15 protein-coding genes and 1 tRNA gene are annotated in these 14,138 nt (G+C 42.0%); 4 read left to right on the top strand and 12 right to left on the bottom strand.

What is annotated here, in order from left to right; all coding sequences use genetic code 11:
* Positions 1 to 276: 276 nt before the first annotated feature.
* Positions 277 to 429: a hypothetical protein gene (locus tag ACFE93_RS02825; RefSeq protein WP_375471927.1), complete on the bottom strand. Its 153-nt coding sequence runs from the start codon at positions 427 to 429 to the stop codon at positions 277 to 279.
* A gap of 53 nt (positions 430 to 482) precedes the next feature.
* Here ACFE93_RS02825 and ACFE93_RS02820 point away from each other — a divergent pair, with 53 nt between their 5' ends.
* Both ACFE93_RS02820 and ACFE93_RS02815 read left to right on the top strand, forming a co-directional pair.
* Entirely contained in the window at positions 483 to 2,231 is a 1,749-nt protein-coding gene (locus ACFE93_RS02820; RefSeq protein WP_375471926.1) for a hypothetical protein, read from the top strand.
* 647 nt (positions 2,232 to 2,878) lie between these two features.
* Positions 2,879 to 3,097 carry a hypothetical protein gene (locus ACFE93_RS02815; RefSeq protein WP_375471925.1) on the top strand — a complete coding sequence of 73 codons (219 nt, stop codon included), beginning with the start codon at positions 2,879 to 2,881 and terminating at the stop codon, positions 3,095 to 3,097.
* A 28-nt stretch (positions 3,098 to 3,125) separates the two neighbouring features.
* Here ACFE93_RS02815 and hsdR read toward each other — a convergent pair whose 3' ends face one another.
* From hsdR to ACFE93_RS02800, 3 genes are all read right to left on the bottom strand, one after another.
* Positions 3,126 to 5,480 carry an EcoAI/FtnUII family type I restriction enzme subunit R gene (gene hsdR / locus ACFE93_RS02810; protein WP_375471924.1) on the bottom strand — a complete coding sequence of 785 codons (2,355 nt, stop codon included), beginning with the start codon at positions 5,478 to 5,480 and terminating at the stop codon, positions 3,126 to 3,128.
* Between the two features lie 297 nt (positions 5,481 to 5,777).
* Positions 5,778 to 6,458: an ATP-binding protein gene (locus ACFE93_RS02805; RefSeq protein WP_375471923.1), complete on the bottom strand. Its 681-nt coding sequence runs from the start codon at positions 6,456 to 6,458 to the stop codon at positions 5,778 to 5,780.
* Positions 6,459 to 6,510: 52 nt separating this feature from the next.
* Positions 6,511 to 6,684, bottom strand: a complete 174-nt coding sequence (locus tag ACFE93_RS02800) for a hypothetical protein (RefSeq protein WP_292754898.1) — start codon at positions 6,682 to 6,684, stop codon at positions 6,511 to 6,513.
* 162 nt (positions 6,685 to 6,846) lie between these two features.
* On the opposite strand from ACFE93_RS02800, the gene ACFE93_RS02795 reads away from it, so the two are divergent.
* Entirely contained in the window at positions 6,847 to 6,978 is a 132-nt protein-coding gene (locus tag ACFE93_RS02795; protein ID WP_375471922.1) for a hypothetical protein, read from the top strand.
* A gap of 326 nt (positions 6,979 to 7,304) precedes the next feature.
* On the opposite strand, the gene ACFE93_RS02790 is transcribed toward ACFE93_RS02795, so the two are convergent.
* The 7 genes from ACFE93_RS02790 to ACFE93_RS02760 form a co-directional block, all read right to left on the bottom strand.
* Positions 7,305 to 7,376, bottom strand: a tRNA-Gly gene (locus ACFE93_RS02790).
* 171 nt (positions 7,377 to 7,547) lie between these two features.
* A complete protein-coding gene (locus ACFE93_RS02785; RefSeq protein ID WP_375471921.1) occupies positions 7,548 to 8,108 on the bottom strand; it encodes a sporulation/spore germination protein in 561 nt (186 codons plus the stop codon).
* A 527-nt stretch (positions 8,109 to 8,635) separates the two neighbouring features.
* Positions 8,636 to 8,965, bottom strand: a complete 330-nt coding sequence (locus ACFE93_RS02780) for a DUF3082 domain-containing protein (protein WP_094353499.1) — start codon at positions 8,963 to 8,965, stop codon at positions 8,636 to 8,638.
* A 150-nt stretch (positions 8,966 to 9,115) separates the two neighbouring features.
* Positions 9,116 to 10,069 (bottom strand): 4-(cytidine 5'-diphospho)-2-C-methyl-D-erythritol kinase, encoded by a 954-nt coding sequence (gene ispE / locus ACFE93_RS02775; protein ID WP_375471920.1) that lies wholly within the window; start codon positions 10,067 to 10,069, stop codon positions 9,116 to 9,118.
* Between the two features lie 98 nt (positions 10,070 to 10,167).
* Positions 10,168 to 11,010, bottom strand: a complete 843-nt coding sequence (rsmA, locus tag ACFE93_RS02770) for a 16S rRNA (adenine(1518)-N(6)/adenine(1519)-N(6))-dimethyltransferase RsmA (protein WP_375471919.1) — start codon at positions 11,008 to 11,010, stop codon at positions 10,168 to 10,170.
* Positions 11,011 to 11,222: 212 nt separating this feature from the next.
* On the bottom strand, positions 11,223 to 11,987 hold the full coding sequence (locus tag ACFE93_RS02765; protein WP_375471918.1) for a peptidylprolyl isomerase: 765 nt from the start codon (positions 11,985 to 11,987) through the stop codon (positions 11,223 to 11,225).
* A gap of 759 nt (positions 11,988 to 12,746) precedes the next feature.
* The gene (locus ACFE93_RS02760; RefSeq protein WP_375471917.1) at positions 12,747 to 13,121 is read right to left on the bottom strand and encodes a c-type cytochrome; all 375 of its coding nucleotides are present in this window, start codon (positions 13,119 to 13,121) and stop codon (positions 12,747 to 12,749) included.
* 209 nt (positions 13,122 to 13,330) lie between these two features.
* On the opposite strand from ACFE93_RS02760, the gene petG reads away from it, so the two are divergent.
* Positions 13,331 to 13,444 (top strand): cytochrome b6-f complex subunit V, encoded by a 114-nt coding sequence (gene petG / locus ACFE93_RS02755; RefSeq protein ID WP_063721252.1) that lies wholly within the window; start codon positions 13,331 to 13,333, stop codon positions 13,442 to 13,444.
* Between the two features lie 103 nt (positions 13,445 to 13,547).
* On the opposite strand, the gene rsmD is transcribed toward petG, so the two are convergent.
* The gene (rsmD, locus tag ACFE93_RS02750) at positions 13,548 to 14,093 is read right to left on the bottom strand and encodes a 16S rRNA (guanine(966)-N(2))-methyltransferase RsmD (RefSeq protein ID WP_375471916.1); all 546 of its coding nucleotides are present in this window, start codon (positions 14,091 to 14,093) and stop codon (positions 13,548 to 13,550) included.
* Between the last annotated feature and the right edge of the window lie 45 nt (positions 14,094 to 14,138).

Genomic DNA, 14,138 nt, shown 5'->3' with positions numbered 1-14,138 from the left:
TTGTTTGTAGCAGAGCCACAACAGGTAATTAATTTTCTCAGCAAGTTTCCCAGCATAGAAGATAACTAGTATTTCTGTCAAAACCCTCTGACATAGCATGGTTTTCTTAACCTCTAGATAATTTAGTAACAACTGCTCTGCAACTAGATTTTGCAGAGCAGTGGCTATTGTGAATTTAATTGTCGCGAAATAACGCAGTTAAAATACTCAAATTTCTTATTATTCCCATTTTGTATTTGTAATTTATGTCTGAAGACAGATTATTTTATTTTGCATCTAGCGCTGTAAAAATGTATCGCCACGAACAATAATTACTTTTTTAACTTTTGGTGAAAAGCCAGAATTTGTGTTAGAAAGTTGGTCGTTCAGATTCTCAGGCTGTGGTTGATTAAACTGTGCATTTGCATTCAACAAACCTAAAAAGTTCATTTCATCCCCTTAAAGATAATCAAAACAATATAGAAGTTCAGCGGCAAAGCTCTATGAAAGTAGCAGTCCAGCAGGAAGATTTACAGCTTTTAGCCAAAACTTTGCAAGAACAATTACTTGTAGAAGTCTCAACCGCTGAAGTCTTCGAGGTTAAGTGCGTCGTCAATAAAGGCGAGCTAATGATTTTAACGCAACACGCCTCAGATGTAATAGTTGACGCTCAACTAATTTTTGCAGTCATTGAGGAAGTACTTCAATCTCTAGCACCCCACAAAGAGCAGCGGGTGCAATGTTTCCTCAGAGTTTTTGGCGAACAACTCCCTTATACTAAATGTTTCTTGGCATTGAAGCCGACTGAGGGATGGGTAGCAGAGGGAGATGAGGAAGCACAAGAAGATAAGGAAGTAATATCCTCCTCATCATCTCTGACATATTCTCCATCAATCAATGAGAGTAAAGAAGAAGAACTGTTTGACCCATTTGCAGATGTGCCGAATTTATCGGCTTCAAAGAGAGGATTCCAGGTCAAACCTATCCTACTGGGTACGGTGTTGGTGGGAATTTTAGTTTTAGGCGGTGGTGCTTACTTATTAACTCGCCCTTGTGTGATGTCTGAGTGTAAAGAAATACAAAACGCCGAGCAATTAAAAACAAAATCTCCACAGATGATGCGCCGCGCCAAGTCTGAAAAAGAATTAGTAGCTGTACAACAGCAACTTACAGCAGCCAGTACAGACCTAAATGTAATTCCTAGTTGGTCGCCTCGTTACCAGGTGTCAAAAGAACTACAAGCAAGTTTGTCTGGGCGATCGCAAAGAATCAATCAGGTGGTCAAAGCTTTGCAAACTGGATCTTTGGCGACACAAAAAGTTCAAACTCCTGCATCTAGCTTAGAGGAATTACAAACTAGGCAACATTTATGGCGACAGGCTATAGCGCCACTCGAAAGTATAAGTTCCAGTAGTGAACTCTATGGGCTGGTGCAGGGTAAATTACTGAATTATCGTGTCCGTTTGCACACTGTAAATCAACAGATATTTATTGAGGAAAAATGGCTGAAAAAACTAACTGCGGCAAAAGCTGTAGCCGTTACAGCCGAGAAGCAGGAAGCTACTGCTAAATCCTTGAATGACTGGCAAAAGGCGCAGTCTACTTGGCTGATAGTAATTAATGCCTTGAATACCATTTTCCGGAATAGCGTTGGATACCAAGAAGCTCAAAAGCTGTTGATAGATTATAAACCTAAGTTAGTATTAGTACGCGATCGCGCTACTAAAGAACAATTAGCTGTTAAAACCTACCAACAGGCCCTTAGCACCGCCAAGCAAGCCAAAGTTTATCAACAACAAAACCAATGGCAAGCAGCGGCGATATATTGGGATCAGGCTTTGCAAACTGCTAAAAAAGTTCCCCAAGATAGCTTGTACTACACTCAAGCTCAGTCTGTCATCGAACCCTATTCAGCTGCGCTCAAACAATCACAAGAAAAACTACAAGCTGTTAGTAGTTTGCAACAAACCCGCACTGACTTGGATAAGACCTGTACTAATGGAATTCGGATTTGCACCTTTAACATGGACAATGCAGGAATTATTGTCCGACTAACCCCAGAGTACGATCAAATAAGGCAAAATAACTTGGCTAATCCTTATTCTAAGAATTCGGATACTGCTATTGATGTTACCAATCACTTGCAAATCTTGCGGGAAGCCCTAGCCGTAATTGGTGAGAATGCCAATCTGTCCCTTTTTCTTTATGATTCCCAAGGTCAGGTAATTTATACGCGGACTTTAGGCGGGTAAGTAGAATACCCATTGAAGTATAAAGGATGAATTGTACATTAACTAATTATTTGTCAATATCGCACGATTAAGTCTCAGAGAAAGCAGGCTGTTGCAAATACCCTTGGTGTTTCTACTCATCAGGTGGAACGCCTCCTCAAGCAATACCATGATAACAAATTATCAGAATCAGCAGGAATACAACGCTCAGATAAGGGAAAATATCGAGTTAGCGAAGAAAGACTGGCAAGAATTTATCAAAACAATTTATGAAGAAAGTATTAAAAACAAACATCTAATTTCACCAGCATCTATAGGTCTCCAAGCTCATCTGGTACTGAATCGATTTCAATTTCTGAAGCTATTAGTTTCACCAAGCTGGTCAATGTATTCCTCAAACTCCGATTGAGCTAAGGTTTGGTTATCAGACTCTTCTTGTACAATCATCTATGTAACCTCATCGATGGGGTTTCACAAAAGGCGATCGCAGCCTCTTCCCGGAGTGGCGATCGCTTTTGTTTTGTCTATCAATTAATCTACGTGACGTGTAGATATGCATTAAGTGTAGATTTATAAAATTCAGAGTGTTATAAATCTACTTGTAAACTTAGATACTGACAAGTAGAGAAATCTACATCTAACAGCTACTAAACTGGGGATGTATTAATATGCACTCTCTAAATATGGATGACTCAATTGAGCTAGACGAACTGCTTCTTGTCGAGTTTGATGACCATTTGTGGATTACAACCTACGATCATCAAAAATATTGGCAGTTGTCTGGAGTAAACATTGATAAACTCAAGCAATTCAATCGACAGATGCAAGATATAATTGTACAAAAAATTGATTTCCAACAGTCAACAACCAAAATTTCAGTACATTAATGGTGTTTAATTGTAGCGATCTGCCTAATTAAGCTACTATGTCCTGAGAATACAAATACTGCTGAAACCCGATAAATACTTCACTAATATTCGCAACGCTCCCTAATTCTTCAACAGCATCACGAACAGTATGATATTTTAACTCTAACAGTTGAGGTAATTTAGTGCGATCAAGTTCCCCCACCCCAGCTTTGATGTATTGTTCGAGTATAAAGTCGAGAAATTCTTGCTGTTTGCCGATATAGCGCGAGAAAATTAATGATTTGTGAGCGAGGACACGCTCTCGGCGGCTTATAGGTGGTGAGACATAGGCGATATAAGCTAGCACATCATATAAATCGCTTTTCTCAGCATCAATCAGGCGACTAATTTCTGTGAGTTGTTCTTCCCCGTAGCCCTTCTCTGCCAGTCCTTCTAATAAAGCTCTACGGGTATCAGGGCGGCTCCAGATTGCTCTTAATTCGTCTTCATCTCTGAATAGTTCAGGAATTTCACCAAAGAGACGTTCCACAAATTCTGCGGCGCTCATAGGTTTACCATCCGGACTCCAGAAGCTGGTAGACATTCGATACTGGAGAGTGCGTTCTTTACCATCAGCGAGTTTGATTTTGATGGTTTTGGGGTTGGGAACTTCTGTAGTTTCGTTTCTATTTTTGCCTCTATTTATATTACCATCTGTTATAGAGTCGTTGTATGTACCTGATTCCTCTCCCCCTCTGGCAATCTTGACAAGAACAGGTTCCTGGGGTTCACCATCCCATTCAGGATCGTTAAAGTGTTCGTAGGCTTTGACGAAATCATAAATGGTGAAGTAGTCTTTCCCATCAAATAGGCGAGTACCGCGACCGATTATTTGCTTAAATTCAATCATCGAGTTGATGGGGCGCATCAGCACAATGTTACGAACATTCCGAGCATCAACCCCAGTGGATAGCTTTTGGGAGGTGGTGAGAATGGTGGGGATAGTTTTCTCGTTGTCTTGAAAGTTGCTGAGGTGCTGTTCGCCGAGTTTCCCATCATCTGCGGTGACGCGAACACAGTAATTAGGGTCACTGCTAATCTTCATTTGGTTGATTAAATCCCGCACAGCTAGAGCGTGGGGTTGGTTGGCGCAAAACACCAGAGTTTTTTGATTCTGGTCGATTTCTTCCATGAACAACTGCACCCGGTAGCGTTCACGATCGGCAATTTCAATTATGCGGTTGAAGTCAGCTTCAGTGTAGGTTCTGGCTTCGTCTACTGCACCTTCGATCAGTTCATCTTCTGTGCTGTAAATATATTCATCTAGGTTAGTTTCGATTTGTCTGACTTTAAAGGGAGTAAGAAACCCGTCGTTAATGCCGTCTTTGAGGGCGTAGGTATAGACTGGCTCGCCGAAGTAGGCGTAGGTGTCTGCGTTATATTTTCGTTTAGGAGTGGCGGTGAGTCCCAGTTGTACTGCTGGGGAGAAGTATTCTAAAATGCCCCGCCAGGTGCTTTCGTCACTGGCTCCGCCTCGGTGACATTCATCAATGATGATGAAGTCAAAGAAGTCGGGGGGATAGTCGCTGAATTTGGGCGTAGGATTGCCAGCGTCGTCCCGTCCGGTCATAAAGGTCTGGAATATGGTAAAAAAGATACTACCATTTTTGGGGACTCGACCCCGTTTTTTGATAGCTTCGGGGTCGATGCGGACGAGGGCATCGTCGGGGAAGGCAGAGAATGAGTTATAGGCTTGGTTGGCTAAGATATTGCGATCGCTTAAAAACAAAATTCGCGGACGACGGGTGGGTTGTCGGCTGAGGTTCCAACGGCTTTGAAAGAGTTTCCAGGCGAGTTGGAAGGCGATGAAGGTTTTACCTGTGCCAGTTGCCATCGTTAACAAAATCCGGTTTTGTCCTTGGCAGATTGCTTCTAAGACGTGCTTAATGGCATTATGTTGATAATAACGGGCTTCCCATGTGCCGCTTTTGTCTTCAAAAGGGATGGCAGCAAAGCGATCGCGCCACTCATTATCTTCGTTAAAGGTGGCTGACCATAGTTGCTCCGGGGTGGGATATTGGTTGATGTAGCCTTCTGCCCCTGTGTGCATATCTACTTGGTAGATTCCGATGCCATTTGTGGAGTAGGCAAATCGAGTCTGCAATTTTTCGGCGTATTTTTTGGCTTGTCCTAAACCTTCGGTATCTCGTAAGTCGCGTTTTTTCGCTTCGATAACGGCGAGTTTTTCACCGCGATAAACCAGTACATAATCGGCGATGTCTGATTGAGCGCGTTTACCATTGCCAACTAAGCGACCAGGGGCAATAACTTCGCGGCGGATGCGACTACCTTCAATAACTCCCCAGCCTGCGGCTTTTAGTGCGGGGTCAATTAGTTCGGCACGGGTTTCGGCTTCGTTCATATTTCGCTCATCTCGATTTGCTTTTAAGGACTTTTTTATTGTTTTTGCAAGGGTTTCAGGCTTTGAGAGTGACTAATCTCGATTTGCTTTTAAGGACTTTTTTATTGTTTTTGCAAGGGTTTCAGGCTTTGAGAGTGACTAATCTCGATTTGCTTTTAAGGACTTTTTTATTGTTTTTGCAAGGGTTTCAGGCTTTGAGAGTGACTGATCTCGATTTGCTTTTAAGGACTTTTTTATTGTTTTTACAAGGGTTTCAGGCTTTGAGAGTGACTAATCTCGGTTTGCTTTTAAGCACTTTTATGCCCAAAAAGGGAGATAGCGAGCATAGCGGGTAGAGGTTGATTCGGATTCATCTGCCTTGATTAAGCCAGCTTCTTTGGTGAATCCTATAATGTAAGAAACATTAGCTGCTTGTGACTCACTTAGACGAAACCGCTCTCGTAGGGCTTGGTTAGACATTCGTTGATTGCTGACATACAGCAGACAGCAATGCTGGTAGCAGGCTCGAATTCGATCGCTCTTGCTCATATCGGCGAAATCCTGATGGGCAAACAGCACTGCTGTAGTGCGTGTGTCACCTACTCGAAAATCTGGTGCGGGTAGTTGAAACATTTCTGCCGCGCTTACAACTTTGTCAATGCCACTGCCTTTTTCCTCACATATACCGAAAATTCGCATTAGCTTGGCAAGTTGTTCGTTGCGGGAGCGATTTTCATCAATAAATCGCTCTACCTTAATCGGTGGGATGCCGGGATTAGATATCTCAATGCGATCGCTATACATATCGATCATCACTGAAGTACCTGTGGCTAGAAAATCCTGATGTACCAAAGCATTAGCAATAAGTTCTCTTAAAGCCTGTTCTGGGAACATCTTTACTTCTTGGCGCACAACTTCCTCGATAAAGCGATTTTGCGTCGATTGATGTAGGTGTAAACCTCGCCTTCTCACAAAGGCTGACAAAGCAGTAACCAACACAAATTTACGATATATATCATACAAACACTCTAGTATTTTTGACCATAACCCTTTAACTCCCCTGTGACTCTCCACCAGGAGGGGAATCTTTTTTTTTCAACCAATCTCTAATCGCCTCCTCCAAAGCCGCAGTCTGGGTCAATTCCAGACGCGCACAGGCAATTTCAAAGGCGATTTTTAAGTCTTTAGGGAGTCTACCCCGAACTTCTCTAGTTTCTTCTGCCATCCTAATTTGAAGCCAAAGCTTGCGGCTTTCATTTTTGCACAGCCTCTCAGTAAAAAAACATTTACGGCATTGCGCTATTGCGGCATTGCGCTATAATCTTGGAAGTAAAAAAACAATTAACAACCCTGTCAGTGTTACCGAATCCACAAGGCTGAGAACACCATGAGCGTTATTACAATTCAATGTCGCTTGGTTGCTGAAGAAGACACTTACGATGGAATGATGTTGGGTGGTAATTTTTATTCTGGAAATCACCTAAAGTGTCAAAAGCTATACTGGCTAATGGAAGGTTGAAATAAATGAGTATTTCCTTGTAAAAACAATATACTACCAAGTACTTTCATTGATTAGTTGCTTCATTATAATTATGTTCAATGGGTAAGGGTTAGTACTGAGTGCAGAGTAAGAAAATTTGCCCATTGAAACTTGGTTTAGCAAAATACTGGTGAATGAGTTTAATATAGAAGCTAGTGTGTAAATTAGACCATAATCTAAGACGACATTAATTTGCAAAAAATTAGCATAATTAAATCGACCCTAAAAAATAGCCTAATCAACACTAATTTCCGAAAAACGACACTAATTTGCGAATCACGACATATAATTAGCGAATGTACAAAAGCGGGCGATGGGACTCGAACCCACGACGTTCACCATGGGAAGGTGACATTCTACCACTGAATTACACCCGCGAATTGCTACCATAGACTCATGGCTAAAATTAATCATACCACTATTTACAGCTGTTTTCAATTGGCTAGAACATACACCATTTTGACAACTGCTGATGCATGAGTCCTGTGGCTGTTCAGATTAGGAAATTTTTTTAGCTAGCTGATGACAGCACTTACTACAATATTTAACTAAAGAACAATATCTTCGCCTCGCTCGGTGAAGCGAACCTCTTTAATATTCCATTGAGCATTACTCGTTAAGGTTTTGCGGAGACTACCAAACAGAGCAAACTGTTCACAACTAGAAAGAGAAGTTATTTGCCGCTTTGACTCAGGAGATATGCGTAAATCAACTGTAGCAATGCCATTTTTGATGTTGACACGATACCCAGACAAGCTAAAGTCGCTTGTATCTCGTTTTTCTAAGATTTTACTCACGACATTTGTCACTGGTTCACCGGCTGGTACTGAAACCTTTTCTGGAATTAGTTTTTGACATTGGGTATCACTTGTGTATACTGTTACGCTAGTAGTTTTGCTAATAGCGATTTTAGAAGTTGATGGGAAAGGCGTATTTTCTTTAGGAGATTCTTGATTAGGAGATTTTTCTCTTAACTGAGCTACGCTAGGAATTTGGCTGGGAGTTTGAGAAGATACGCTATTCGTTGATGCTGTGGTAGGGTATGACGTTGCGCTGTCAATATTACTTGCGGTGGGGTTAGAACTACAACTACCGAGGCTCACAACCATTGTCACAAAAATAAGGGGTAAAAAATATCTCTTGATTGTGTTCATCAATTTTGCTTATAAATAATGTTGCTATTATCAATTTCAGTATTGCTGGTATCAATTCCGCATAAATTCGTGAATATTGAGCCAGTCTATAAAGTGTCAAAACGAACTTTTTTAAAGTCAAATTTTATACTATACACCAAAATTACAACATCTGCTATTCAAGGAGCGATGTCTGACGACAAGCCCTCCGGGTGACGCTCGTACCTCACTAACGCTGCGCTAACGGCAGTTGCTTCAAGTCGGAGAACCTGCCCAACGCACTGCCTCACCGCTTTGCGTCTATATCAATCCTAAAAAGCTTGACTAAAATAAGTAGGGTTGCAGTAAACCAGAGAATTGCTGCAACCAGTAGCACTGCATCTGCACTTGCTGTTCATGTTAAATAAATTTGGCAAGAGTAAAATCAACTCCTTGCACAGTAAAGGTAAATCGTGCTGTTTTAGAAAAACTTGTGCTTTAGGTTACTGATTAAAAGCAAGTTGCTAGTTTTCACTACTTTTTTGCTTCGTTAATTGCTGCACTAATAATTGCACTCCCAAAGCCAACAAACCAATTGCCACTATAGCAAAAATCCCGCTACCTAAAGCAACTACACCAACAACCAGAGTGCGAACAGCAGAAGAAATCTTCACCACCAATGGATTGATTGAATGGATCGGTTTACTAGCAAAATTTGTCGCGATCGCAATCATCAGCGAATACGCTGCAAATCCCATCCCTCCAGAAATCACCGCCCCAGTAAAACAGCGTAACGGACTAGCTGTTACCTGTTCTTTAGCATCTGTTTGCGGCGTGAGATTTTGGTCATTCATAATATTTAGATTTGAGATGTTAGATATTGGATTGGAGCATTAGGAATAATTTTTGCCCTCAGCTAATCGTCATTCAAATTGCATTTATGCCTCTTTACTAGCGATTTGAACTATGCAACTAAAAAACTTGATTTAACGATAAAGATTTATTTAAATTGAAGATGCCACCTGAATACCATGTGTAATTGTTCGAGTCACAAACAATTCTAAGTCTTCATCATGAATTGCTTCTTTAACTTGTAACTTCACTTGTTCTGCCTGCTGTTGAGACTCCAAAAGAGCAAATACTGTTGGCCCAGAACCAGACATCATTGTTCCTAAAACACCTTCTTGATTTGCAAACACTTCTCGCAGTTGCAAGACTTGGGGATAGTCTGGCAATACAACTCGTTCTAAATCATTGTGCAGTTTTCGGGCAATTTCTGCCGCATTTTTATCTAGGACAGCTTTTACTATTGCTCCTGAATGAACTGCATTAGCACGCGCTATCAAGTTGTTGCTATCTCTAATATAAGAATGACCAAACTGCTGTCGATAGGTTTTATATGCCCAAGCGGTGGAAACTTCCAAACTGCGGTATTTTGCTAACACTATATAGATATTGTCTAAACTTGGCAGCAAAGAAAGTTGCTCACCTCTACCTGTTGCGATTGCAGTTCCACCCGCTACACAAAATGGTACATCTGAACCAAGTGTGCCTGCCAACTCCTCTAATTCTGACTGAGTTAGCCCCAACTTCCACAGTAAATCTATCCCTACCAGCACAGCTGCTGCATTTGTCGAACCCCCAGCCAACCCAGCAGCGACAGGAATCTGCTTATTAATCGTAATCTCCACGCCTCCATATTTAGCAAAGGCTTGGGGAAATTGCCTCATCATTAATTCTGCTGCGCGGTATACCAGATTACTTTTATCTGTCGGTACTTGTGGGTGGTTGCAGCGAACACGGATACTGTCAGTGCTGCTCGAACGCACACCAATTTGGTCTGCAAGACCAATACTTTGAAGTATCATGGCTAATTCGTGATAGCCATCAGGGCGATCGCCAATGATTTCCAGATACAAGTTGATTTTAGCAGGGGCAATTAGGCTGTAAGAACGCATTTTCTGGGAGTGGGGAAGGTGGGGTCCCCTCTGGGGATAAGGGGGAATGGAGAATGGGGAATGAAGTATGGGGAATGGAAAAAAATCTGCCTTGTTCCTTACTCCCTACTCTCCACTCCCAATTTATTTGCTAGAATTACCCATTGCTGAACGCTGAGGTCTTCAGCTCTGGCTTGGGGATTTATTTTTAATTGTTCCAGTAAGTGGCTCAAGCGATCGCGTTCTATAACTGATTGCAAATTATTTCGTAACATTTTGCGTTTTGCACCAAACCCCAACTTTAAGAAATTTTCTAACTGTCGGGGATTAAGTGCTGGTATCTCTATTTTTCGGTGGCGCAATCGCACTACTGCTGAATCGACTTTTGGCGGTGGATGGAATGCGCCTGCTGGGACTGTGCAGATTAACTCACACTCAGCCAAATACTGTACCCGCACACTCAACGCCCCAAAGGCTTTCGATCCTGGTTTAGCATATAACCTTTCTGCCACTTCTTTTTGTACCAGCAACACTATTGAGTCAAATGGTTCGGGGTTAGGGTTAGCGATCGTACCCAGTAGTTTCTCAATGATTGGCCCTGTAATATTGTAGGGAATATTGGCTACTACCTTATTTGGCGGTTGGAAATTGGGAAAGGCTGCTAGATAAGATGGTAAATCTAGAGTGAGAAAATCGCCTTGCAGCAGTAAAAAATTTTCAGTCTTACCAAGCTGCTTTGACAACAGTTGGCATAAGTCGCGGTCTATTTCAACTGCAACCAGAGATTGCACTAAGGGTAATAAACGACGAGTCAGAATGCCAGTTCCAGGCCCAATTTCTAGGACGTGATCGCCTTTGAGGGAGCGATCGCTTTCTGTACACTCTGCTGCTTTAATAATTGCGTCGAGTGCCTTTTCACTTTTGAGCCAATGTTGAGCAAAGACCTTACGCGGTCGGATCATCTGTATTTCTTCTTGCCTAGTCTAGTTTTTAGCTTTTTCTCAACAACTTATTATAAATTTTGAAGTTCCTCTACAGTGCTAGACTCACTGTAGAGCCTATCTTGTCTTCCAAACGCTCCACAAACGTAGTGATGGCGATCGCTAACTTCAGTTTTGAAGCCAAGCATGGTAGGTGAGTCCCATACTTAGGTTAAAGGTTTATCGCCTGCCTGTCACGTATCCACCTCCCCTTGTGGTGCAGACATGATTTGCTTTTGCTGTTCTTGTAGCCAGTTTTCAAAGAGTTCGTTCAAAAGACGCATTTTCATAAATTCATCCAGTTGTGCTGGAATAAATTTTTCTAACCGCAAAATCACAAACCATTCAGCGATCCGGGTAGGGGGCAATATCTGACCTGGTTGACTGCTAGAGAGCATTTGTACCATTATCGGATGTAGTGCATTCAGTTCAATTGGGCCTACTAAGCCACCAGTTTGGGCTTCCGGCCCGAGTGAGTATTCCCGCGCCAAATCAGCAAAAGAATTTTCTTTTGCCTGAATCCTGAAGTAGAGTTCTTGGGCAATTCCTACATCCTGGGTTCGCAGTAGGGAATAAATTACTTTGTCCAGTTTTGCTTTGGACTGAAAAAAGTAAGATTCTAGTTTATTACCCCAAGTGGCTTGCTTAAATTTTTCAATTTTTAGCTTACGAGTGGTAATAACTTCTAGTTGATCGGGAGTCAGCCCTTGATGTGCCATCCAAGCCTGGATATCTTCTTCATTTTTAAACTGTTTTTCAGCATAAAACTGCTGTTTAGCTTGGGCTACTTCCTCAGGGGTACACTCTATTACTACCTCGGCAGAGCGTGAGTTTCGCTCTATCGCCTCATCAATAATTAATTCCCGCTGCAACTGTGGCAGCATTTGGTAACTTGCCAGTAAAGAAATCAGTTCACTAGCTGTAATTGTACGATTACCGATTTGGATCGCTTCAGTCATTAGCTTTCGGTCATCTCAAGAATATCTAGTCTGTTAAAGAAGCTTTACCTTAGCCGATTGTCTAGGAACTTTTACCTTAATTCTACAGAGTTAGGTATAATAACCTCACTTTCGCAATAATTAGATAGTTACTTACTAACATACTTAAAAATATACAGTTTATATGAGTTTTTATCAAAGATTCTACGCAAATACCAGCAGATGTGAAGATAAAGACAAAAGACAGTTCTCGCCACTAGGACTAGGACTTTAGAAGACGAAGTTTATCAGACTGAGCTAGTACCGCTGCGCGGAAGTCAAAAGTCAAAAGTCACGCATAATTGTATTCCGGGCTTTTCCTTCATTTGGAATGGTATGTTTATTTTCACCGCGATGTACTAGGGTGTTTTGAGGTTTCTATTATTATGTGTAGAGGCACAGTGGTATTGGTGTCGCAGTTTTTGTCTCAACCTCAAAAGAGTGTTTGGTAGATAAGGGTAGACGCTGAGGACTTTAATGAGTCTGCATATCCCTACGGGAAAGCAAGCGACGCGCAGCATCTCGCATCTAAGCGTTTATAATTTTCTTAAGTAGAGCAGGCATGATGTGCTGAGGGCAACGCTCCTACGTTGCTAAAGCTTCTCTACAAGACGCTGCGCGAACGCTATCGAGCATCTAGGGGGTCTGTTTATAAGGGTAATTAGTGTGAAAAGACACACATTTTATACTGCCTTTTCACATAAGGGTATTTATGTATCCTATAACCAAAAATTCTTAGGTCTACAATGACTCTAAATAGTTCAAAAGATCCGCCATTTCTTGAGCACTAGGTTGGAATTTTGGCATTGGCGGTGTTTCGCCACTGGTTACTTGGTGAATCAGCCCATACCGAGACTTGTGCTTTGAAACAGCTTGTAAACTTGGCCCCACTCGCCCGTCTGCTTCCAAGCCATGACAACCAGCACAGTTAATTTGAAAGATCGCGTGTCCTTGAACTGGATTTCCTGTTAGGGATAGAACACTCTTGACGTATGGATCGGAGGCTTGAACCAACTGAATACCAAAAAAGCCCAAAGGGACTCCTAGCAGTATAGCCAGCGTCAATAAAACGATCCGCTGAATCAAAATTTCAGGTTTGGTAATCTGGTTATCCAAAAGGTTTGCTGTGAAAGTCTAGGTGTGCTAAAAAGTTTTCATTTCCTACACATAGCTTAAAAGTTCTTGATTGTGTCTGCAAGCACAGAAGACTATTTTTTTGCGGGTAGTCGCCCTCTAAAAGGTTGTAGGGCACAGGATTCATACGAAATTTGGTAAAATAAAAAACAGGCAACGAATATTTAATAATTACAAAAAGGAGATTTACAGTGGTCGAACCCCTGCTATCAGGTATTGTCCTTGGTTTAGTTTTCGTCACTCTCGCCGGACTTTTTTACGCTGCATATAAGCAATACAAGCGCCCCAATCAGTTGGGGGGATGAGGCAATGCCCAGTGCTGAGTGTTGAACTGAGTGCTGAGTGGGATGAGGGAAGGGGGACAAGGAGGACAAGGAAGCAATTTTTCTTCCCCACTCCCCACTCTTTTCATTCCATAATTCTGTAGAAAGTAAGTGATGTGTTGCCGTAAACTTTCTGGCGGCAAATTTCCCAAGCGGGAATCTCTGGCGGTATCCAACCTTGTAAAGCGTGTTCAACTGCGATTTCGCCGCTAGGATCTAAAAGTTGATAATCAGCGATCGCTTCTAATACTGGCTGGTACAATCCACTGGCATAAGGTGGATCGAAGTAGATTCTATCGAATTGCTTACCTGATAAAGTTTTTAACTGCTGTGTAATATCTCCCCGTGATACCCGAAATTCTTGGTCGGCATTAGCTACTTGCTGCCAATTTTGTTGGATGGTGGCACAGGCTCGGCTCGATTGTTCAATTCCCACTACTAGGCTGGCTCCTCTACATAAAGCCTCTGCGCCCATTGAACCAGTACCGGCGCATAAATCTAGCCAGCGACAACCTGTAATTTCTCCCTGCCAAATATTAAAAACTGCCTCTCTTACTCGCGCACTAGTCGGTCTAGTTTCTTTTCCTGGTAAAGTTTTTAGCTGGCGATTGCCGTAAATTCTCAAGCTCATTGTTATTAATCATTGGTCATTAGTCATTGGTCATTAGTCATTAGT

The organism is uncultured Nostoc sp. (assembly GCF_964247315.1).
GTDB lineage: Bacteria > Cyanobacteriota > Cyanobacteriia > Cyanobacteriales > Nostocaceae > Nostoc.
This window is presented reverse-complemented; position numbering and strand designations above follow the sequence as displayed.

What these genes read in the sequence shown, in the direction of transcription:
- ACFE93_RS02825 (WP_375471927.1), bottom strand. Translation starts at nt 429, where the DNA reads ATGAACTTTTTAGGTTTGTTGAATGCAAATGCACAGTTTAATCAACCA.
- ACFE93_RS02820 (WP_375471926.1), top strand. Translation starts at nt 483, where the DNA reads ATGAAAGTAGCAGTCCAGCAGGAAGATTTACAGCTTTTAGCCAAAACT.
- ACFE93_RS02815 (WP_375471925.1), top strand. Translation starts at nt 2,879, where the DNA reads ATGCACTCTCTAAATATGGATGACTCAATTGAGCTAGACGAACTGCTT.
- hsdR (WP_375471924.1), bottom strand. Translation starts at nt 5,480, where the DNA reads ATGAACGAAGCCGAAACCCGTGCCGAACTAATTGACCCCGCACTAAAA.
- ACFE93_RS02800 (WP_292754898.1), bottom strand. Translation starts at nt 6,684, where the DNA reads ATGGCAGAAGAAACTAGAGAAGTTCGGGGTAGACTCCCTAAAGACTTA.
- ACFE93_RS02795 (WP_375471922.1), top strand. Translation starts at nt 6,847, where the DNA reads ATGAGCGTTATTACAATTCAATGTCGCTTGGTTGCTGAAGAAGACACT.
- ACFE93_RS02785 (WP_375471921.1), bottom strand. Translation starts at nt 8,108, where the DNA reads ATGGTTGTGAGCCTCGGTAGTTGTAGTTCTAACCCCACCGCAAGTAAT.
- ACFE93_RS02780 (WP_094353499.1), bottom strand. Translation starts at nt 8,965, where the DNA reads ATGAATGACCAAAATCTCACGCCGCAAACAGATGCTAAAGAACAGGTA.
- ispE (WP_375471920.1), bottom strand. Translation starts at nt 10,069, where the DNA reads ATGCGTTCTTACAGCCTAATTGCCCCTGCTAAAATCAACTTGTATCTG.
- rsmA (WP_375471919.1), bottom strand. Translation starts at nt 11,010, where the DNA reads ATGATCCGACCGCGTAAGGTCTTTGCTCAACATTGGCTCAAAAGTGAA.
- ACFE93_RS02765 (WP_375471918.1), bottom strand. Translation starts at nt 11,987, where the DNA reads ATGACTGAAGCGATCCAAATCGGTAATCGTACAATTACAGCTAGTGAA.
- rsmD (WP_375471916.1), bottom strand. Translation starts at nt 14,093, where the DNA reads ATGAGCTTGAGAATTTACGGCAATCGCCAGCTAAAAACTTTACCAGGA.